Raw genomic sequence first — 19,778 nt, forward strand, 5'->3', positions numbered from 1 at the left:
ATCCCCTTCCTTCTCGTTGCGCGGCGCCCGGCACAGGATGTGCGAGCTCTCTTTATCCGCGGCCGATCGAACGGCAACCGCTCTACTCTACCAGTCATCTAGGCTCGTCTGATGCGCCTGCGACGGGACCACCTGATCGATCTGCGGCCGCTCACCACCTCCCCCGCCTTCGCACGCATGTGGGTCGGGTCGACGCTGGCCGGACTCGGCGGTCAGCTGACGATTGTGGCGATCATGCTCCACATGTACGACCTCACCGCCTCGACGTTCGCGGTCGCGATGATCGCCGTCGCGGGCCTCGTGCCCATGATCGTCGCGGGGCTCTACGGCGGGATGCTGGCGGATGCGTTCGACCGCCGGCGGGTCGCTCTCGTCGCGGCATCCATCACATTCGCATCGACCGCCGTCCTCATGATCCTGACCTGGAGCGGCGGCGAGACGGTCGCGTGGCTCTACGCGATCGCCGTCGTGAACTCCGCGGCCAACTCGGTCGTGATGGCCGCCCGCCAGGCCATCGTCCCCCGCCTCATCCCGCGCGAGCTGCTTCCCGCGGCGTCGGCGCTCGGGGGGATCACGATGGGGATCATGGTGTCGGTCGGTCCGGCTGCGGCGGGTCTGCTCGTCGCCTTCACGGGCTACGGGTGGACCTACACGATCGATCTCGTCCTCATGAGCGCCCTGTTCCTCGGACTCTGGTCACTGCCGAGCATCCGACCCGAGGGCGCCGTCGTCCGCCCGGGGCTCCGGTCGCTGGCCGACGGGTGGCGATTCATCCGCGGCGCGAAGAACACCCGCCTGCAGTTCATCCTCGACATCGTCGCCATGACGTTCGGCCAGCCCACGGCGCTCTTCCCCGCGATCGGCGCGGTTCTCCTGGGCGGCGGCGCGATCACCACCGGCCTGCTGACCGCCGCGATCGCCGTCGGCGCCTTCTTCTCGAGCCTGTTCTCGGGACCCATCGCTCGCTACCCGCTCCACGGTCGCGGGATCGAGCGCGCGATCATCGCCTACGGCATTTCGATCGCGCTCTTCGGCGCCGTTCTGCTTGCGGCGACGTTCGGCCTCCTCGCACCCGACCGCATCGGCGAGGACTCCGCGAACATCGGACTCATCGCCCTCGCCGCCGTCGCACTCGCCGGCTCGGGCGCGGCCGACAACGTGAGCTCGATCTACCGCAACACGATGGTTCAGGCCGCCGTCCCCGATGCGATCCGCGGGCGGCTGCAGGGCCTCTTCATCGTCGTCGTCGCGGGCGGCCCGCGCCTGGGGGCCCTCTACGCCGGAACGCTCGCAACGGTGACGGCGCTGTGGTTCCCGCCGCTGCTGGGCGGCTTCGTCATCGTCGGGCTGGTGGCGCTGCTCGTGCGCCTCGCCCCCGCGTTCCGGGCCTACGACGCCGCGCGCCCGACGCCCTGACCGCCGCTCGGCTTCGAGACGGCGGAGGATCGCGCTGCAGACGACGAGGGGCGGATGCCGCAGCATCCGCCCCTCGGTTCGCTTCCGGACGATCAGGCCTGGATGGAACCCTGCAGGTCGAGCTCGATCGTGACATCCTTGCCCACGAGCACGCCGCCGGTCTCGAGAGCGGCGTTCCAGGTCAGGCCGAACTCCTCGCGGTTGATGACCGTCTTCGCCGTCGCGCCGGCCTTGTAGTTGCCCCACGGGTCGGTTCCGAAGCCGCCGAACTCGACCGTGAAGGTGACGCTCTTGGTGACGTCCTTGATGGTGAGGTCGCCGTCGACGAGGAAGTCGCCGCCCTGCTGACGCACGCCGGTCGAGACGAAGGTGATGTTCGGGTACGTCTCGGCGTCGAAGAAGTCGGCGCTGCGCAGGTGGTTGTCGCGACCCTCGTCCTTCGTGTTGATGGACGCGACGTCGACCTTGGCGTCGAGCGTCAGGTCGAGGGGGTTCTCGGGAGCGACGATCGTCGCCTCGGCGACGGCGAAGGTGCCGCGGACCTTCGAGATCATCATGTGGCGGACGCTGAAGCCCACCTCGCTGTGGGAGGCGTCGAGCACCCAGGTGCCAGCCTTGTAACCGGGGATCTCAGTCAGGGTGTTGTCGGTCATGATCGTCCTTCGTTCTGGGGCGCCGGCTCATCCGGCGTATGCGGACTGGAACCAGCCCGCCGCCAATCCTATTCCCGCGAATGGAAATTCCTGCGAGGCGGCGGTGAGACGACGACGGGCGGATGCCGCGACACGGCATCCGCCCGTTTCCGAGCTGTCGGAGACTCAGCCGACGGCGAGGAGATCGATGATGAAGATGAGGGTCTTGCCGCCGAGGAAGTGGCCGCCGGCCGGGCCGTAGGCGAGGTGCGGCGGGATCACGAGCTCGCGGCGACCACCGACCTTCATACCCGGGATGCCGTCCTGCCAGCCCTGGATCAGGCCGCGGAGGGGGAACTGGATGCTCTCGCCGCGGTTCCACGACGAGTCGAACTCCTCGCCCGAGGTGTACTCGACACCCGCGTAGTGAACGGTCACGGTGTCGCCGGCCTTCGCCTCGGCGCCGTCGCCGACGATGAGGTCGCGGACGACGAGGTCATCGGGGGCGGGGCCCTCGGGAGCGTCGATCTCGGGCTTGGTGCGGTCGTCAGTCATGATGCCCATCCAACCCGAGCGCCGGGCGGCGTGCAACGCGAGCCGGACTCGACCCGTGTGCCGCCGGGGGTCTTGACGACCTCTGGGGGTGTGTGGATCATGGGGGTAGGCCAACTCAGCGCCCGGGAGACACGCAGGCATCGCCGCGGCACCGGGCGCTGAGTCTGTCTGCGGGCGTCTTGAGCATTCCCGCGGAATGCCAGCCGCACGTGCCCGCCGAACAGCAGCGGCGGACGGTCAGCCGAGCAGCGCGCGACGCAGGTGCGCGCTGCGCTCGAGGTGGACGGCTTCGTCCGACAGGGCGCGATCGTCGCGACCGGTCAGCGCACGCTGGCGAGCGGACGCGAGCCCCGTCGCCTCCGCGATGAAGGCGCGCATGACGCCACGGCGGTCGCCCGGCAGCGTCCGAGCCCACGCGAGGGCGCGCCGGCGCCCCGACCGCGTCGCGAGCAGGTCGACCTCGACCGGAGTGAACCACCCCGCTGCCGCATACTCCCCCAAACGCGCTCGGGTGAGCCGCGCCTCTTCGCGCAGCAGCACCATGATGCCCACGACGAAGCCGACGAACAGGGGCACCTGCAGCGTGACGTACAGGGCGAAGAAGTCGGTGAACACCGCCGAGCCGTTCCACAGCGCATGCAGCAGGACGGCCGCCGCCGTCCCGCCCGCCCAGGGGCCGATCAGCTCCGCACCGCGGGCGCCCCGCCGGGCGGCGAGACCGAGCGAGTACCCGAGCGCCGCGGTGAACATGACGTGGGCGAACGGCGACAGGATGCCGCGGAGCACGAACGTCACCGTGACCTGCGCGACACCGCCCGAGAGCAGGGCGTCGGCGAAGTAGAGGATGTTCTCGGTGAAGGCGAATCCCGCCCCGACCATCGCACCGTAGACGACGCCGTCGACCGGACCGTCGAAGAAGCGCCGCCCGATCACGAGGATGAGGAGGACCCCGAGTCCCTTGCCGATCTCCTCGACGATCGGCGCCTGCACGACGCTGCCGAAGGCCGCGGCGACGGGGTCGCCGGCCGAACCGAACACCAGGCGGAGCAGGAGGTCCACCCCGAGCGCGATCACGACGGCGGCGACGGCACCCCACCCGAGGGCGAGCCACAGCAGGCGGGGCGGTTCCGGCTCCCAGCGGTCGACGAGCCGGACGGACCACAGCACCGCGGTCAGCGGAATCAGGGCGAGCACGGCGGCGATGATCGCCGCCGCCCAGCCGAGGAACGTGAGGAGGTAGGCCGCGAGGCCCAGCGTGAGCACGGCGAGCATCGCCCACAGCCAGACGACCGCCCAGCCGCCCGGACGCGCGCGGACCCCGACCGGCCGCGGCGGGTTCGGCGCAGCGGGGACGGGCGCGGGTCGCCCCGGTTGCGGCTGCGACAGGGGCGAGGGGTAGGACACGTCCCTCAGGATAGGGCCGCGGCTCGGCACCGCGCCGAGCGACGAGGTGCCGGTAGCCTGGTGACATGCGCTTTGCCCACGTGATCGCCGCGGGGGCCGACGAACCCCGCCTCGTGCTCGTCGAAGAGAACCGGGCGGCCTTCGTCGGCGACCTGTTCGACGGCGCACCCGAGAGCCTCCAGGACCTGATCTCCCGAGGCGACGCCGGGCTCGCGCAGGTGTCGGAGGCCGCGGCATCCGACGTCGTCTGGCACGACCTCGACGGCGCCCGCTACGCGTCGGCCGTGATGAATCCGCCGATCGTGCTCGCCGTCGGTCTCAATTACGCCGCTCACTCGAGCGAACTGGGTCTCAAGGCGGATACCGCGCCCACCGTCTTCACGCTCTGGCCGAACTCCCTCACCGGCCACGACGCGGTCACCGCGTGGCCGCGCCGGTTGAGCGAGTCCGTCGACTACGAGGCCGAACTCGGCGTGATCGTCGGGACGGCCGCGAAGGACGTCTCCGCCGAGGACGCGCTCGACCACGTCTGGGGTTACACGGTGGTCAACGACATCACCGCGCGCGACATCCAGTTCTCCGAGGCGCAGTGGTCGCGATGCAAGTCCTTCGACGGGTTCACGCCGACCGGTCCCTTCGTCGTCACCGCCGACGAGGTGCCCGACCCGCAGGATCTGCACATCTGGGCGGTCGTGGACGGGCAGACGGTGCAGGACGCCTCGACGGGCCAGATGATCCGTTCGGTCGCCACCCTCGTGTCGCATCTGTCGAGCTCGGCGACCCTGCTGCCGGGCACCCTCATCTCCACCGGCAGCCCCGGCGGCGCCGGGTACTCGCGCGACCCGCAGATCTTCCTGCGCGACCGCTCGGTCGTCACGGTCGGGATCGACGGCATCGGCGAGCTGCGGACGAACTGCCGCATCGACGACTGAGTCCCCGCGGGCGGACCCACGGGGACTCGGTGCGAAGCGACGCGGTTCCGCGCCGCGTTCACCGCGCGATTCAGCGCACCTCGGAGCAGGCGACCGTCTGGCCCCAGATCTGCACGGTGTCCGAACCCTGCACGACGCAGGCCTCGTAGACGTCGTTGCCCATCGTCGCGAAGATCGAGATCGCGACGATCGTGGCGATGATGCCGAGCACGAGCAGGATGGCGCTCACGATGATCGCGGCGACCGCGACACCGTTCTTGCGCCCCGCCTTGCGGCTCTGCACGAGCGCCACGATGCCGAGGATCAGACCGACCAGCTGCAGGCCCACGGGCACGATCGCGAGCACGAGCGCGACGATGCCGAGGGTCTTGCCGGGCACGGGGGCGCCGGGGCCCGCGTTGTAGGCCGGCTCGTTGGAGGTCGGGTACGCCGGCGGCTGGTATGCGGGAGGCTGCGGCGCGGACGGGTTGTTCGGGTCGGTCATGGGATCCCCCGGTCTGGAGTCGGAAAGCTGTCGGACTCGACGTTATCGACCCGCGCGGCCCGCGCACAAAGGGTGGCGCCCGCGGGTCAGCTCGTGATGTCCTCCGCGGCGCTCGTTCGGACGATCGGGATCGCGGCGGTGACGGCCTGCAGGCCCGACAGCCGGGCGGGCGAGAGCTGCTTGTCGACCTCTTCGCGCGACATCAGCCCCGCCTCCACGACGAGGTCGCCGACGTTGCGATGTGTCAGCAGCGCCGTCTTGGCGAGCGCGGCGGCAGCGGCGTAGCCGATGAACGGCGTGAGCGCGGTGACGACGCCCACCGACGACCCGACCATCGCTCCCAGGCGCTCGCGATTGGCCGTGATCCCGTCGACGCAGTTGATCCGCAGGGTGCGCATCGCGCGGCGCATCCACGTGATCGACTGGAAGATCGAGTGCGCGATGATCGGCTCGAAGGCATTGAGCTGCAGCTGGCCGCCCTCGACCGCCATCGTCACGGTGAGGTCGGCTCCGGCGACGGCGAACGCGACCTGATTGACGACCTCGGGGATGACCGGGTTCACCTTGCCCGGCATGATGCTCGACCCCGCCTGGCGCGCAGGCAGATTGATCTCGCCGAACCCCGCCTGCGGACCGCTGGAGAGGAGTCGCAGGTCGTTGCTGATCTTCGACAGCTTGATGGCATTGCGCTTGAGCGAGGAGGAGAACGACATGAACGACCCCGTGTCGCTCGTCGACTCCACGAGATCCGCCGCGCTCTCGAGGTCGAGCCCCGTGATCTCGCGCAGGTGACGGACGACCGCGGGGCGGTAGTCCCGGTGCGTCGTGATCCCGGTGCCGATCGCCGTCGCGCCCATGTTGATCTCGTAGAGCAGCGACGCGTTCTCGCCCAGACGGGAATGATCCTCGCCGAGGGTGGTCGCGAAGCCGTGGAACTCCTGGCCGAGCGTCATGGGCACGGCGTCCTGCAGCTGCGTGCGGCCCACCTTCAGGATGTCGTGGAACTCGACCGCCTTCGCCAGGAACGACTCCCGCAGCAGGGCGAGCTCTTCGAGGAGCGTCTGCAGGTCGAGCCCGAGACCCACCTTGATCGCCGTCGGGTAGACGTCGTTCGTCGACTGGCTGCGGTTGGTGTGGTCGATCGGCGAGAGGTAGGCGTAGTCGCCCTTCGGACGCCCCGCCATCTCGAGCGCGACGTTGGTGATGACCTCGTTCGCGTTCATGTTCGTCGAGGTCCCGGCGCCGCCCTGGACGACGCCGACGACGAACTGGTCGTGGAACTCCCCGTCGATCACCCGCTGCGCCGCCCGGTCGATGAGATCGGCTCGCTCGTCGTCGAGGACGCCGATCTCGCGGTTCGCGCGGGCGGAGGCCTGCTTCACCATCGCCAGCGCGCGGACCAGATCGCGGTACACCGAGACCTGCCGCTGCGAGATCGGGAAGTTCTCGAGCGCACGGGCGGTGTGGATGCCCCAGTACGCATCGGCGGGGATCTCCATCGATCCCAGGGAGTCGGTCTCGGTACGGGTGGCGACAGCAGTCATGCGCAGGGTCCTTGTGGGTCTCACGGCGATGGGAGGGACGGCATCCAGCCTACTCAGCGCTTGCGCGAGAACGCCTCCAGACGCTCCCGCGGCGAGAGGGCGGACATGCGCGCCAGCCACTCCGGCGAGAAGTGGTCGGCGGTGTCCGCCTCGACCACCGGGACGACCGACGCCGTGACCGAGTCGTCCCAGACGTGCACGAGCTGGAACGCCGACCCGGCATCCATCCCGTTCACCTCGTCGGCGGGCGACTGCAGGTTCATCGTGTAGCAGGTGGCCGATGCGACGCTCACCGGGATGCCGGCGAAGGTCCCGCTCGTGGAGTAGTGCAGGTGGCCGGCGAGGATCGCCCGCACGTCGGTTCCCCGCACGATCTCGGCGAGACCCGGCTGATCGCGCAGCTCGAGGATGTCGAAGAACGGGACGTGGCTCGGGATCGGCGGATGATGCAGGGCGAGGATCGTGCCGAGCGGCGCGGGCTCGCTGAGCACCTGTCGCAACCACTCCCGCTGGGCGGCGTCGATCGCGCCGTGATGCCAGCCCGGGACCGTGGAATCGAGCGCGATCAGACGCAGGCCGCCAAGGTCGTGCACGGCGGTGATCGGACTCTCGTCGTCCGCCGCGCCGCCCCACAGGCCCGCGCGCATGGGACCGCGCTCGTCGTGGTTCCCCGCCACCCAGACGATCGGAGCGCCGAGCCGCTCGGCAACGGGTTCGACGGCCTCGCGCAGTCGCCGATAGGCGTCGGGCTCGCCGAGATCGGTGAGATCGCCGGTGAAGACGAGCGCATCGGGTCGGATGCCGGTGCGCTCGATGGCCGCGAGGGTCGCATCGAGGTTGCCCGACGCGTCGTAGCGGCCGCCGAGTGCGGCTCCCCCGGCCAGCAGGTGCGTGTCGCTCACGTGCACGAGAACGCGGCGTGCGGGAGCGTGCTGGCCGAACTGCACGGTCGTCGCGGCGGTGGGCGTGCCCGCGCGGGCGCCGGTGTCGGTGTCGTCGTCGCGCGGAATGCCCGATGCGTCCGTCGGGTCGGTGGTGGTCATCGCCTCAGCCTAGGCGGGGGCTCCTACGCGCCGACGACGATGAGGACGATTCCGGCGAGGACCGCGAGGGCGCACAGCCCGAATGCCGCGTACGCGCCGATGAGTGCGACGCGCTTCTGAGTGGGGGTGAGCGGATTCTTCTTGGCCGCCTTCGCCGCAGCCTTCGCGCGGCGACGTGCCTGCTTCTCGCTGATGACGGCGATCGCGTCGGTGAACTCCGCGGGCGTGACGACGGGCACGCGTCCCGCGCGCACCATCAGGCGCAGTCCGAGCGCGTAGAAGCCTACGACGAGCACCGCGCCGGAGAGGGCGACGGCGAAGACGTGCAGGAAGGCGGTCCAGTCGATCGAGACGTTCATCGCTTCTCCTCACGCTCCGCAGCGGCACTCGCCGCGGCGTGACGCTGCTGACGCCGCGTCGGCGGCGGGTCGGCGGGCACGTCGACGGCGAGGCCCGAGTCCGCGACCTCGCTCATCGCGTTGCCGGCGTGGACCTCGTCGCGGCGCGAGCGGAGGAACATCGCGAGCACGATCACGACGGCCAGCACGGCGTCGATCGCGATGCCGACCGGGCCGAGCCACACGACCAGGAGCGCCGCGAGGGCGCCGACGGCACCGGAGGCGGGGAGCGTCAGGAGCCAGCCGACCATGATGCGTCCGACGGTGCGCCACCGGACCGTCGAACCGCGGCGACCCAGACCCGATCCGATGACCGATCCCGACGCGACCTGCGTGGTCGACAGCGCGAAGCCGAGCGCGCTCGAGGCGAGGATCGTCGATGCCGTCGAGGTCTCCGCCGAGAAGCCCTGGGCGGGCTTGACGTCGGTGAGTCCCTTGCCGAGCGTGCGGATGATGCGCCAGCCGCCCATGTACGTGCCGAGCGCGATCGTCACGGCGCACGCGATGATGACCCACAGCTGCGGCTCTGCGTGCTCGGCGCTCTGCCATCCGGCCGCGATGAGCGCGAGCGTGATGACGCCCATCGTCTTCTGCGCGTCGTTGGTGCCGTGGGCCAGCGCGACGAGCGAGGACGTGAAGATCTGTCCCCACCGGAAGCCGTCGCGGCCGTCGGGCTTGCCGTCGTGGCGGCGGGTCACGGCGTAGGCGACCTTCGTGACGGTGAAGGCGATGACGCCGGCCGTCACCGGGGCGATGAGGGCGGGCAGGATGACCTTGCTCAACACGACGCCGAAGTCGATCGCCATGGCCCCGACGCCGACGAGCGTCGCCCCGATGAGCCCACCGAACAGGGCGTGGGACGAGCTCGAGGGCAGGCCGAGAAGCCACGTCAGCATGTTCCAGGTGATCGCGCCGATGAGGCCGGCGAAGATGAGCGGGAGCAGGGCCGCGACCCCGAGCTGCTCTTCGTGGATGATGCCGTGCGAGACGGTCTTGGCGACCTCCGTCGAGAGGAAAGCGCCGACGAGGTTCAGCCCCGCGGCGAGGAGGACGGCGACCTTGGGCTTCAGCGCGCCGGTCGCGATGGGCGTCGCCATCGCATTGGCCGTGTCGTGGAAGCCGTTGGTGAAGTCGAAGAAGAGGGCCAGTCCGATGACCAGCAGGAGGATGAGTACAGCGGTTTCCACTGCGCGCTCTCTGTGACGTGCGGGCCCCGGCTGGGGGTCCGGCAGGTGTGATCGGGTTGCCGCGGCCGCGGCGGGCGCGAACGAAGAGTTCACCGTCTGTTCATGGTCCGGCAACCGGACCATCGAATCCTGCCACACTTCTGGGTCGCTGCCGACGGGGGCCGGGCCAGGACGTCCATCGGGGCCGCATCCGGCGCTAGCGTTGAACGGTGACCGACACCCGCGATGCCGCCCCCGTCCAGCCCCCGCATGCCGATACGCGCGACCACCTGCGGACCCACCACGGCGACGAGGTCAACGACCGCTACGAGTGGCTGCGGGCGAAGGACGACGCCGCCGTGCTCGCGCACCTCGAGGCCGAGAACGCCTATACGGATGCGCGCACGACTCATCTCGCCGGCCTGCGCGACCGCATCTTCGACGAGATCAAAGGACGCACCCTCGAGACCGATCTCTCCGTGCCGACTCGGCGCGGATCGTGGTGGTATTACGGACGGACGGTCGAGGGCAGCGAGTACGGGATCCAGTGCCGTGCGCCGCTCGCGGGCGACGACGACTGGACGCCGCCCGTGCTCGAGCCGGGCGTCCCGGTGCCCGGGGAGCAGATCATCCTCGACGGCAACGTCGAGGCCGAGGGGCACGACTTCTTCTCGCTCGGCAGCTTCGAGGTCTCCACCGACGGCGCGCTGCTGCTCTACGGCACCGACGTCGAGGGCGACGAGCGCTACACGCTGCGACTGCGCGACATCGCGTCGGGTAAGCAGCTGGCGGACGAGATCCCCGGCACCTTCGCGGGCGCCTCCCTCTCCCCCGACGGGCGCTTCGTCGTCTACTCGACCGTCGATGACGCGTGGCGGCCCGACACGGTGTGGCTTCATGAGATCGGTGCGGACGCGGCATCCGACACCCGCCTCTTCCACGAGCCCGACGAGCGCTACTGGGTGGGAGCGGGCTTCACGCGCAGCGACCGATACCTCGTGATCGAGGTCGGCTCGTCGATCACGAGCGAGGAGTTCCTCGTTCCCGCGGACGACCTGCGCGCCGAGCCTCGGTCGGTGTGGCCGCGACGCGAGGGCGTCGAGTACTCGGTGTCGCACGCCGTCGTCGGGGGCGAGGACGTGCTGTACGTGCTGCACAACGAGGATGCCGTCGACTTCGAGCTCGTGCGCGTGCGCGCATCCGACCCGACCGGCGAGCGCACCGTGGTCATCGCGCACGAGTCGGGCCGCCGCCTGGACGGCCTGTCGACCTTCCGCGACTTCGCCGTCGTCGGCTACCGACGCGACGGTCTGCAGCGGCTCGCCCTGTTCGACTACGCCCGCTCGGCGATGGCGGAGCTCGAGTTCGCCGAGCCCCTGTACACGGTCGGAATGGGCGGCAACCCGGAATGGGCGCCGCCGGTCCTGCGGCTCGGCTACGGGTCGTTCGTCACCCCCGGCGCCGTCTACGACTACGTCGTCGCGTCCGGAGAGCTGATCCTCCGCAAGCAGCAGCCGGTCCTCGGGGGCTACGAGTCGTCGGACTACGCGCAGGAGCGGCTGTGGGCCACCGCCGACGATGGAACGCGCATCCCCGTCTCGCTCGTCTGGAAGCGCTCGTTCGGCACGCCGGGAGGTGACGGCGGCGCTCGCGCCCTGCACCTGTACGGCTACGGCTCCTACGAGCACTCGATCGATCCGTCGATGTCGGTGTCACGCCTGTCGCTGCTCGACCGTGGCGTCGTCTTCGCCGTCGCGCACGTCCGTGGCGGCGGCGAGATGGGGCGCCGGTGGTACGAGGAGGGGAAGCTGCTGCACAAGCGCAACACCTTCACCGACTTCGTCGCCGTCGCGCGCCACCTCGTCGACACCGGGTGGACCTCTCCCGATCGCCTCGTCGCGGAGGGCGGTTCCGCCGGCGGTCTGTTGATGGGCGCCGTCGCGAACCTCGCCCCGGAGCTGTTCGCGGGCGTGCTCGCCGCCGTGCCGTTCGTCGATGCGCTCACGACCATCCTCGACCCGTCGCTGCCGCTCACCGTGATCGAGTGGGACGAGTGGGGCGACCCCCTCCACGACGCCGACGTGTACGCGTACATGAAGTCGTACTCGCCGTATGAGAACGTCCGCGAGGATGCCGCATACCCCCGCATCCTGGCCGTCACCTCGCTCAACGACACACGCGTGCTGTACGTGGAACCGGCGAAGTGGGTGGCGCGCCTGCGCGAGGTCGGCGCCGACGCGCTGCTGAAGTGCGAGATGTCGGCCGGGCACGGCGGCGTCAGCGGGCGCTACAACTCCTGGCGCGAGCGCGCGTTCGAGCTGGCCTGGCTCCTGGACGTGGTCGGCCTCGCCGACTGACCCGCCCGCCGGTCGCCCGCGCATGTCACCGGCTGTCGGTACAGGCGAACCGGCGGTTACAGGCGGATCCGCTGCAGAACGTCCTGCATCCGTCGGTTCGCCTGTCGTCGTGATGCTCAGCGCGGGTGGTGATGACCCTGTGCCATGGCCGTCGCGATGGTCTCGGTCACGAACTGCGGGTCGAAGAGCACCTGTTGGTAGTCGAACCGGAGCACCACGTAGCCGCGCAAGACGAGTCGCGCGTCAGCGCGGAGATCGCGCCGCCGCTGGCGGGCCTGGTGGTGAGCGAAGCCGTCGAGCTGCACGACGAGCCGCTCGCCGATGAGCCCATCGACAGGATGGCCGTCGATCACCACCTGTTGTGCGACCGCGACCCCCAGCCCTCGCATGAGGCGCACGAAGGCGGTCTCGATCCCGGAATCCGACAACGAGGATGCGGAGCGGGCGAGTCGCGATGCCGACGTCGATCGCCATCGCACAGAGGCGAGCACGCCGGCATCCACGCGACGCAGTCGGATCGCCGACTCCCATACCGCCGCGGCATCCGCTTCTCCGAGGCACCGTGCGACGTGGAACAGGACGTTGAGAATCGGATCCTCGAGCGAGAACGCGCCGCTCGGCGCGGGCGCGGCGGCCCAATGCAGGTGGACGTCGTGCGCGGCCAGTCGAGATGACGTACGCGGGACAGCGATATGAAGCCCGTCCGCCCCGTCGGGCACCCAGAGCCCCTGCCGTCGAGCGGACGTCAGACAGGTGAGGCGGCCCGCGAGCGACGCGGCACGCGCGAGCTCCGGATCAGCGGTCGGTGTCGCCAGCCAGGAGCGGCGCACCCAGGCGAAATCGCCGGCGGCGAGCCCGATTCGGACTCGGTGCGAGGTGTACCCCGCCGAGCGCAGCGTCGAGGTGTGTGCGACGCCACCTCGCCGGGCCAGCCATTCGACGAGATCGAGGTGAGGATGCGGCATCCTCCAACACTCTGGGTGGCGTGCCACCGCACCGACCTCCCCTGCCCACCGGTGGACACTCGGGCCGCACTCCGCCGTCGTGGAGGACACACGGACGCAGGCGAACCTGCGCATACAGGACGAATGCGGGCGATTCGTCCTGCCCTCGCTGGTTCGCCGGCATCGGCCGCGGGTCAGCCGAAGAGGGCGGCGGCTTCCTCGTAGCGGTAGAACGGCACCGTGTTCAACTCGCCGAGCGCCTCGTCGAACGAGACGCGCACGATGTCGGTGCCCTTGAGCGACACCATCTGACCCCATGCGCCGTCGACGAGCGCATCGGCCGCGGCGAGCCCGAGCCGGGTCGCGAGGACCCGGTCGAATCCCGACGGCGACCCGCCGCGCTGGATGTGTCCGAGAACGGTGGCCCGGGTCTCGATGCCGGTGATGCGCTCGATCTCGGGCGCCAGCACCTCGCTGATGCCGCCGAGACGCGGCCGGTTGAAGGCGTCGAGGCCCTTGTCGCTGAAGGCCTCGTCCTGGCCGGTGAGCTTGAAGCCCTCCGAGACCACGACGAGCGGCGCGCGGCCGCGATCGAAGGCCTTCGTGACCTGCGCGGTGATCTCCTCGATCGACATGGGCACCTCGGGGATGCAGATCACGTGCGCGCCGGCGGCGATACCCGCGTGCAAGGCGATCCAGCCGACGTGGCGGCCCATGACCTCGGCGACCATGCAGCGCTGGTGCGAGTCGCCCGTGGTGCGGAGGCGATCCATCGCGTCGGTGGCGATGTTGACGGCGGTGTCGAATCCGAACGAGTAGTCGGTCGCCTTGAGGTCGTTGTCGATGGTCTTGGGCACGCCCAGGACGTTGATCCCGTCGTTCGCCAGCCGGTTCGCGGCGGCGAGGGTGCCCTCGCCGCCGATGGCGATGATGCCGTCTATACGGTGGCGATCGAGCGTTGCGGCGATGTTCTCGGCGCCGCCGCGCGGACCCTCGTAGGGGTTCGTGCGGCTCGTGCCGAGAATCGTGCCGCCGACCTTCGACAGACCCTTCACCTCGTGACGGGTGAGCGGGAAGAAGTCCCCGTCGACCACGCCCCGCCAGCCGTCGCGGATGCCGACGAACTCGATGTTGTACGAGGTCGTGCCCTTGAGCACGACGCCGCGGATCACCGCGTTCAGTCCGGGGCAGTCGCCGCCGCTGGTGAGGATGCCGATCTTCATGGAGAGATCCTTCGTTCTTGCTACGGGTACGGATGCGGCGACTCTGCCTCTCGTCGAGACTATCGCCGTCCGTGTCGGGCTGCGAGACGCTCGCCGCCCGACCTCCCCGGGCTCAGTCGGCGCCGAGCGCCTGACGCAGCAGGTGCATGAGAGCCGACAGCTGCACCGAGTCGCTCGAGGTCGGATCGACCGCCTCACCGTCGAGCGCCCGAGCCGCGAGCCCCTGCTTCGAGTCGATGAGCTCGGCGATCTTCGTGTCGATCGTGTGCGCGGCGATGATCCGCCACGCCGTGACCGGCTCCTCCTGACCGATGCGGTGCACGCGGTCGATCGCCTGCGTCTGCTCGGCAGCCGTCCACGAGAGCTCGGCGAGCACGACGTTCGACGCCGCCTGCATGTTGACGCCCACACCGGCGGCCGTCAGCGAGCAGACGGCGATCGCGACGTCGGGGTCGGTGTTGAAGGCATCGATGGCGTCCTGACGAGCGGTCGCCGTCTGGTCGCCGCGCAGTGACACCGTGCGGAGTCCGGCCGCCGCGAAGTGCGCCTCCGCGGCATCCATCACGTCGATGTGCTTCGCGAAGAACACGACCTTGCCGACCGACCGCTGCAGCTGGGCCGCATAGTCGGCGGCGAGCACGGCCTTCGCCTGACCGATGCGTCGCACCATCGTGAAGACGTTCTCGGCACCGGTTCCGGCGGCCTTCGACTCCTCGAGCTCCTGCGATGCCACGAGCCGCACGATGTCGTCGTCGGCCTCGCCGATGCGCACGCGGTCTCCCCGCGCCTCGATGATCCGGCGGTACCGCGCCGCGAGACGCTGACCGAGCTCCTGCTCGGCCTGACGGATCGAGCGACCGTACTCGTCGTCGAGCTGGACGGGAAGGTCCGCCACGAGCTTGTCGGGGAGGTCGGCGGCGACGTCCATCTTCTTGCGACGGACGATGCCCATCGAGATGACCGCGTCGCGCGCCGCCGGGTAGAAGGCCTTGTCCGCCGGGGTGAGACCGGTCTCGTCGAGACGTTCCATCAGGACCGGTCCGGGCTTCTCGCCGTTCGCCCAGCCGAGGAAGCGCCAGATCGCGTCGAAGTCCTCGACGTCGTTGATCAGCGGAGTGCCGGTCAGCGCCAGCATGAGCGGATCGCGCACCTGCTCGCGGATACGGCCGGCGAGCGCGAGGACGTTCTGCGACCGCTGCGATCCGAGGTTCTTGATGAAGTGCGCCTCATCGACCACCATGCCCTGGAGCCCGAGGGAGCCCAGCCACGACAGGTGCCGGTCGAGCACCTCGTAGTTGACGATGAACACGTCGGCGAAGGCGTCGATCTGGGCGCCGTCGCCGGTGATCACCGTGGCCCGGCGCTGGGGCGTCCACCGCTCGACCTCGCGCGCCCAGTTCATCTTGACGACATTCGGGACGACGGCCAGAAGCGGGTAGGCCCCGGCGACGGATGCCGCGATGACCGACTGGGCGGTCTTCCCGAGTCCCGGCTCGTCGGCGAGGAGGAAGGAGCGATGTCCCTCGCGAACCGCCTCGAGGAACCGCGACTGGTGCGGCATGATGTCGAGACCCTTGGGCGACAGACGGTCGAACTCGGGAACGGGCGGGAGCTCCATCGACGCGGCGGCTCCGCCGGCGCCGGTCTCGAACGCCTTGTACAGCGGCCCCATCAGCTCCCAGCCGTCGAGCCGACGGCGCGGCGTCTGGTGCGGCGCGCGGAGGTCGAGGTCGGGCGCCAGGAACGGGTTCGACTCCCGCCGGGCCACGACCTGCGGCGGCACGACCTGGCGCTCGGCGAGCGCGGCCGGCACGACCGGCGCCTGGACGGGCGCGACGTCGGTGATGATGAGCTCGTCCTCGGGCAGCTCGGCGCCCGACTCCAGCAGCCAGTCGCGCCGCATGCGCTTCGCGACCGGCGACGTCGCCTGATCGACCTCGAGCAGCTGGATGAGCGACGTATCGCGCGCAGCGGTCTTCGCGAGGATCGTCGCGACGCCGTCGAGGCGCTTGAGCAGCTCGACGCGCGCGGCGCTCGAGACGCTCTCGTCCGCCTTCACACGGGCGCGCTCCTCGCGGACGAGGAAGGCGATGACCTGGAACTTGACCCGGTTGGTGGGGCCCAGCTTGCCCCGCTGGGCCTTGGCCTCGACCTCGCGGACCTTGCGCGCGAGGATCGGGATGAGCGGCGCGTCATCGTCGCGGCGTGCGGACGACGCCTTCCGACGGCGGTTCGCGGTCGCTGTGGCAGTAGCCATGGTCGGCATGCTCCTCCTGAGCCTGAGTGCCGGAAGACCCCGCTGCGGCGGGATCGGTCGGAATACCGCTCGGGGGCGCCGGACGGCGAGGAGAGCGGAGACGAGAGTGTCGCTGCCGCCCGCGGAACCCGCTTCAGCGGGGTGCGGCATCGAACGCGGCGACGTCCCGATGCCGCCTATTCTACGCCATGCCGCCCCGGCCGGCATTCATGCGCTCGGAGCGACGGGTCAGCCCCAGAGAGCGCTGACGATGCCCGGGGTGTATCCCTCGGGCCCGTAGTTGACCCACCGGGTCGCGACCCAGGCATTGCCCCGAAGGAAGTGCGTCTCACCGAGCTCGACGACCTCTTCGTCCATCGAGAGCATCTGCTGCGAGGTGCGGTAGATCTCCCCGCCAGCCGCCGCCTCGGAACCGAATCCAGCGGTCGACAGAGCGTCGCCGATGCGCGACGCCTGCTCGGGCGAGACGAGCGAGACCGTCGTCGCCACGCCGATGTCCGAAGGGACGCCCCACGTGCAGCGCAATGTCGGCACGCCCGACTCGAGGATGGTGAGAGCGTCGGCGTTCTCGGTCGAGTACATCGTGACGCCGGGGTCGTTCAACGGTGGCACGTCGCCCTCGAGCTGAGCGCGCAGGTCGGCCGGATAGATGTCGTCGCAGGATGCGGGGAGCGCGATGTCGTCGGTGAGCGCCTCGGTCTCGACCGGCGTGGGCGTCGCGGTCGGCGTCGGCTCTGCCGTCGCGGTCTCCGTCGGGACGGATGAGTCCTCGGGTGCGGTGGCGGCGGGGGTCGCGCAACCCGCCGTGAGCAGGGCAACCGCGGCCACGATCGGGGCGAACCGGATGACGATGCGGGGCGATGCGCTCATGCTCAGAGCCTAATGAGTCCGCAAGTCCGCCGTCGTGCGGCGCGCGGGCGCGAGTGCCCGTCGCAGTCGCAGGCTGTTGAGGACGACGAAGACGCTCGAGAACGCCATCGCGGCGGCGGCGACCATCGGGTTCAGGAGTCCTGCGACGGCGAGCGGCAGCGCCGCGACGTTGTACGCGAACGCCCAGAAGAGGTTGCCGCGGATGACTCCCAGAGTCCGCCGGCTCAGTTCGATCGCGGCCGCGACGGCCACGGGGCTGCCGGCGGTCAGCGTGATGTCGCTCGCGTGCTTCGCAGCGTCCGTTCCTCCCCCCATCGCGATGCCCAGGTCGGCTGCGGCGAGAGCAGCGGCATCGTTGACACCGTCACCGACCATCGCGACGCGCGCGCCGGCATCCTGTCGGTCGCGGACCTCCGCGAGCTTCCCCTCGGGACGGACGTCGGCCACGACGTCGTCGATGCCGAGACTCGTCGCGACGGAACGGGCTGCGCCGGCGTTGTCACCGGTGAGCAGGACCACTGACGCGCCGGCGCGGTGGAGCCGCTCGACCGTCTCGCGGGCATCGGACCGGATCCGATCCCCGACGGCGACGACGCCGACGGGCCGCCCTGCGACGGCGACCGCGACGATCGACGACCCGTCGGCCTCGGCACGGCCGACGGCCTCGCGCAGGGTCGGCGGGAGGAGCCCCGCCCCGGACTCGACGAACGCGACGCTGCCCGCGGCGACGGTGCGTCCCGCGACGATGCCCGTGACTCCGCGGCCGGCGACGCTGCGGAAATCATCGACATCCGGCGGCGTCGCACTCCCGGATGCGGCGACGACGGCACGGGCGATCGGGTGCTCGGATGCCGCCTCGACGGCACCGGCGAGGAGCAGCAGATCATCGGGGTCGATGCCCTCAGCGGTGACGTCGCCCACCGTCATCCGGCCTTCCGTGAGGGTTCCGGTCTTGTCGATGAGAACGACGTCGATGCGCTCAGCAGCTTCGAGGGCCTCGGGGCCGGTGATGAGGATGCCGAGTTCGGCACCGCGTCCGGTGCCGACGAGCACCGCGATCGGCGTGGCCAGACCGAGGGCGCACGGGCACGCGATGATGAGCACCGCGACCGCGGCGGTGAACGCCGTCGCCGCGGGTGCGCCCGAGACCAGCCAGCCGACGAGCGTCACGATCGCGAGGACGATGACGATGGGCACGAAGATCGCGGAGACCCGGTCGGCGAGCCGCTGGACGCGGCTCTTGCCGGTCTGGGCCTCGTCGACGAGCCGTGCCAGCGAGGCGAGCCGTGTGTCCTCCCCCACCGACGTCGCGCGGACGCGCAGCCGACCGCCGTCCGCGACCGTGCCGCCGGTGACCGGGTCGCCCGGCCCGACGTCGATCGGCACGGACTCGCCCGTGAGCATGCTCTGGTCGACCGATGCCGCGCCATCGAGCACGACTCCGTCGGTCGCCACCGTCTCCCCCGGCCGCACGGTGAACTCGTCGCCGACGCGCAGCTCGCCGATCGGGACTCGGCGTCCGTCGGTCAGCTCCACGTCCTGCGCGCCGAGGTCGAGCAGCGCACGCAGCGCCTGACCCGCACGACGCCGGGATCGCTGCTCGATGCAGCGCCCCAGGAGGATCAGCACGGTCACGGCCGCGGCGACCTCGAAGTACACGAGCGAGGACGGATCGTGGACGGGCCCGAACAGGACGACCTCGTGACGGATGCCGATGCGCCCCGCACTGCCGAACAGGAGGGCCCAGACGCTCCACAGATAGGCGGCCACGGTGCCGAGCGAGACGAGCGTGTCCATCGTCACCGCGCCGTGGCGCGCGTTCGCGATGCTCGCGCGGTGGAACGGGAGTCCGGCCCACAGCACGACCGGGGTCGTCAGGACGAGCGAGACCCACTGCCAGCCGGGGAACTGCCACGCGGGAACCATGCCGAGCGCGACGACCGGCAGCCCCAGGGCGGCCCCGACGAGGAGGCGGGTCCGGAGCGTCGTGCGTCCGGGCTCGTCCTCGACGTCGTGCTGGTGCCCGGCGCCCTCGTGCGCATCGCCGCTGCGGGTGCCGTCGTGCGCGCCGGCGTCGGGGACGCTCGTGCGCGACGGGCGATCGGCCCCGCGCGGACGCGCGACGTAGCCGGCTGCCCCGACGGCCGCCACCAGCTCGTCCATCGACACGGATGCCGGGTAGTCGACGCGGGCGGACTCGGTGGCGAGGTTGACCGTCGCCGACACGCCGTCGAGGCGCTCCAGACGCTTCTCGACGCGGGCGACGCAGCTCGCACAGGTCATCCCCTCGATGTCGAGGACCGTCCGTGCGCTCCCGACGGCGGCGGACATCAGCGGCGGCCGGTGAGGGTGTAGCCGGCTTCGGCGACGGCCGCGGCGATGACGTCGTCGTCGGGCGACTGCACCGCCGTGACGTCCACGGTGCCGGCGGCGACGTCGACCGCGACGTCGGAGATCCCGGGCACGGTTCCGAGCTCGCGGGTCACGGCGATGGCGCAGTGATCGCACGTCATGCCCTCGACGGCGTAGGACTGGGTGATCATGGTGTTCCTC

17 protein-coding genes are annotated in these 19,778 nt (G+C 70.6%); 3 read left to right on the plus strand and 14 right to left on the minus strand.

Annotated elements, in window-relative coordinates; genetic code table 11:
- Window positions 1–111 precede the first annotated feature (111 nt).
- On the plus strand, window positions 112–1,416 hold the full coding sequence (locus tag F6B42_RS10200) for an MFS transporter (protein ID WP_150419499.1): 1,305 nt from the start codon (window positions 112–114) through the stop codon (window positions 1,414–1,416).
- A gap of 92 nt (window positions 1,417–1,508) precedes the next feature.
- Here the strand turns inward: F6B42_RS10200 and F6B42_RS10205 are convergent, their stop codons facing one another.
- From F6B42_RS10205 to F6B42_RS10215, 3 genes are all read right to left on the minus strand, one after another.
- Window positions 1,509–2,069 carry a YceI family protein gene (locus F6B42_RS10205; RefSeq protein ID WP_150419500.1) on the minus strand — a complete coding sequence of 187 codons (561 nt, stop codon included), beginning with the start codon at window positions 2,067–2,069 and terminating at the stop codon, window positions 1,509–1,511.
- Window positions 2,070–2,234: 165 nt separating this feature from the next.
- The gene (locus F6B42_RS10210; RefSeq protein WP_150419501.1) at window positions 2,235–2,603 is read right to left on the minus strand and encodes an FKBP-type peptidyl-prolyl cis-trans isomerase; all 369 of its coding nucleotides are present in this window, start codon (window positions 2,601–2,603) and stop codon (window positions 2,235–2,237) included.
- A gap of 237 nt (window positions 2,604–2,840) precedes the next feature.
- Entirely contained in the window at window positions 2,841–4,007 is a 1,167-nt protein-coding gene (locus F6B42_RS10215; RefSeq protein ID WP_150419502.1) for a PrsW family intramembrane metalloprotease, read from the minus strand.
- Window positions 4,008–4,072: 65 nt separating this feature from the next.
- Between F6B42_RS10215 and F6B42_RS10220 the strand changes: the two genes are divergently transcribed.
- Window positions 4,073–4,939 carry a fumarylacetoacetate hydrolase family protein gene (locus F6B42_RS10220; RefSeq protein ID WP_150419503.1) on the plus strand — a complete coding sequence of 289 codons (867 nt, stop codon included), beginning with the start codon at window positions 4,073–4,075 and terminating at the stop codon, window positions 4,937–4,939.
- Between the two features lie 70 nt (window positions 4,940–5,009).
- Here F6B42_RS10220 and F6B42_RS10225 read toward each other — a convergent pair whose 3' ends face one another.
- The 5 genes from F6B42_RS10225 to F6B42_RS10245 all read right to left on the minus strand — a co-directional run bounded on the left by F6B42_RS10225 (window position 5,010) and on the right by F6B42_RS10245 (window position 9,595).
- Window positions 5,010–5,423: a DUF4190 domain-containing protein gene (locus tag F6B42_RS10225; protein WP_150419504.1), complete on the minus strand. Its 414-nt coding sequence runs from the start codon at window positions 5,421–5,423 to the stop codon at window positions 5,010–5,012.
- A gap of 86 nt (window positions 5,424–5,509) precedes the next feature.
- Entirely contained in the window at window positions 5,510–6,967 is a 1,458-nt protein-coding gene (locus F6B42_RS10230; RefSeq protein ID WP_150419505.1) for an aspartate ammonia-lyase, read from the minus strand.
- Window positions 6,968–7,020: 53 nt separating this feature from the next.
- Window positions 7,021–8,010 (minus strand): phosphodiesterase, encoded by a 990-nt coding sequence (locus tag F6B42_RS10235; protein WP_150419506.1) that lies wholly within the window; start codon window positions 8,008–8,010, stop codon window positions 7,021–7,023.
- A 23-nt stretch (window positions 8,011–8,033) separates the two neighbouring features.
- Complete coding sequence (locus F6B42_RS10240; RefSeq protein WP_150419507.1) at window positions 8,034–8,369, minus strand: peptidase; 336 nt, start codon at window positions 8,367–8,369, stop codon at window positions 8,034–8,036.
- Window positions 8,366–9,595 carry an inorganic phosphate transporter gene (locus F6B42_RS10245; RefSeq protein ID WP_150419508.1) on the minus strand — a complete coding sequence of 410 codons (1,230 nt, stop codon included), beginning with the start codon at window positions 9,593–9,595 and terminating at the stop codon, window positions 8,366–8,368. The genes F6B42_RS10240 and F6B42_RS10245 overlap by 4 nt, the downstream gene beginning before the upstream one ends.
- Before the next feature lie 209 nt (window positions 9,596–9,804).
- Between F6B42_RS10245 and F6B42_RS10250 the strand changes: the two genes are divergently transcribed.
- Window positions 9,805–11,931, plus strand: coding sequence for a S9 family peptidase (locus F6B42_RS10250; protein ID WP_150419509.1), 2,127 nt, complete (start codon window positions 9,805–9,807; stop codon window positions 11,929–11,931).
- A gap of 116 nt (window positions 11,932–12,047) precedes the next feature.
- Here F6B42_RS10250 and F6B42_RS10255 read toward each other — a convergent pair whose 3' ends face one another.
- From F6B42_RS10255 to F6B42_RS10280, 6 genes are all read right to left on the minus strand, one after another.
- Window positions 12,048–12,896, minus strand: coding sequence for a DUF559 domain-containing protein (locus F6B42_RS10255; protein ID WP_150419510.1), 849 nt, complete (start codon window positions 12,894–12,896; stop codon window positions 12,048–12,050).
- A 173-nt stretch (window positions 12,897–13,069) separates the two neighbouring features.
- Window positions 13,070–14,098 carry a 6-phosphofructokinase gene (locus F6B42_RS10260; protein ID WP_150419511.1) on the minus strand — a complete coding sequence of 343 codons (1,029 nt, stop codon included), beginning with the start codon at window positions 14,096–14,098 and terminating at the stop codon, window positions 13,070–13,072.
- Window positions 14,099–14,210: 112 nt separating this feature from the next.
- Window positions 14,211–16,364, minus strand: coding sequence for a DEAD/DEAH box helicase (locus F6B42_RS10265; RefSeq protein WP_150419512.1), 2,154 nt, complete (start codon window positions 16,362–16,364; stop codon window positions 14,211–14,213).
- A 219-nt stretch (window positions 16,365–16,583) separates the two neighbouring features.
- Window positions 16,584–17,225 carry a hypothetical protein gene (locus F6B42_RS10270; RefSeq protein WP_150419513.1) on the minus strand — a complete coding sequence of 214 codons (642 nt, stop codon included), beginning with the start codon at window positions 17,223–17,225 and terminating at the stop codon, window positions 16,584–16,586.
- 9 nt (window positions 17,226–17,234) lie between these two features.
- Entirely contained in the window at window positions 17,235–19,556 is a 2,322-nt protein-coding gene (locus tag F6B42_RS10275; RefSeq protein WP_150419514.1) for a heavy metal translocating P-type ATPase, read from the minus strand.
- Window positions 19,556–19,768, minus strand: coding sequence for a heavy-metal-associated domain-containing protein (locus tag F6B42_RS10280; protein WP_150419515.1), 213 nt, complete (start codon window positions 19,766–19,768; stop codon window positions 19,556–19,558). The genes F6B42_RS10275 and F6B42_RS10280 overlap by 1 nt, the downstream gene beginning before the upstream one ends.
- Window positions 19,769–19,778: the final 10 nt, after the last annotated feature.

The sequence above is a fragment of the Microbacterium radiodurans genome (assembly GCF_008710705.1).
In the GTDB taxonomy this organism is placed as follows: domain Bacteria; phylum Actinomycetota; class Actinomycetes; order Actinomycetales; family Microbacteriaceae; genus Microbacterium; species Microbacterium radiodurans.

Excerpts from the sequence above, each read along its gene's own strand:
- F6B42_RS10205 (WP_150419500.1), bottom strand. The coding sequence starts at position 2,069 with ATGACCGACAACACCCTGACTGAGATCCCCGGTTACAAGGCTGGCACC.
- F6B42_RS10270 (WP_150419513.1), bottom strand. The coding sequence starts at position 17,225 with ATGAGCGCATCGCCCCGCATCGTCATCCGGTTCGCCCCGATCGTGGCC.
- F6B42_RS10235 (WP_150419506.1), bottom strand. The coding sequence starts at position 8,010 with ATGACCACCACCGACCCGACGGACGCATCGGGCATTCCGCGCGACGAC.
- F6B42_RS10220 (WP_150419503.1), top strand. The coding sequence starts at position 4,073 with ATGCGCTTTGCCCACGTGATCGCCGCGGGGGCCGACGAACCCCGCCTC.
- F6B42_RS10275 (WP_150419514.1), bottom strand. The coding sequence starts at position 19,556 with ATGTCCGCCGCCGTCGGGAGCGCACGGACGGTCCTCGACATCGAGGGG.
- F6B42_RS10240 (WP_150419507.1), bottom strand. The coding sequence starts at position 8,369 with ATGAACGTCTCGATCGACTGGACCGCCTTCCTGCACGTCTTCGCCGTC.
- F6B42_RS10200 (WP_150419499.1), top strand. The coding sequence starts at position 112 with ATGCGCCTGCGACGGGACCACCTGATCGATCTGCGGCCGCTCACCACC.
- F6B42_RS10230 (WP_150419505.1), bottom strand. The coding sequence starts at position 6,967 with ATGACTGCTGTCGCCACCCGTACCGAGACCGACTCCCTGGGATCGATG.
- F6B42_RS10265 (WP_150419512.1), bottom strand. The coding sequence starts at position 16,364 with ATGCCGACCATGGCTACTGCCACAGCGACCGCGAACCGCCGTCGGAAG.
- F6B42_RS10280 (WP_150419515.1), bottom strand. The coding sequence starts at position 19,768 with ATGATCACCCAGTCCTACGCCGTCGAGGGCATGACGTGCGATCACTGC.
- F6B42_RS10210 (WP_150419501.1), bottom strand. The coding sequence starts at position 2,603 with ATGACTGACGACCGCACCAAGCCCGAGATCGACGCTCCCGAGGGCCCC.
- F6B42_RS10260 (WP_150419511.1), bottom strand. The coding sequence starts at position 14,098 with ATGAAGATCGGCATCCTCACCAGCGGCGGCGACTGCCCCGGACTGAAC.
- F6B42_RS10255 (WP_150419510.1), bottom strand. The coding sequence starts at position 12,896 with ATGCCGCATCCTCACCTCGATCTCGTCGAATGGCTGGCCCGGCGAGGT.
- F6B42_RS10225 (WP_150419504.1), bottom strand. The coding sequence starts at position 5,423 with ATGACCGACCCGAACAACCCGTCCGCGCCGCAGCCTCCCGCATACCAG.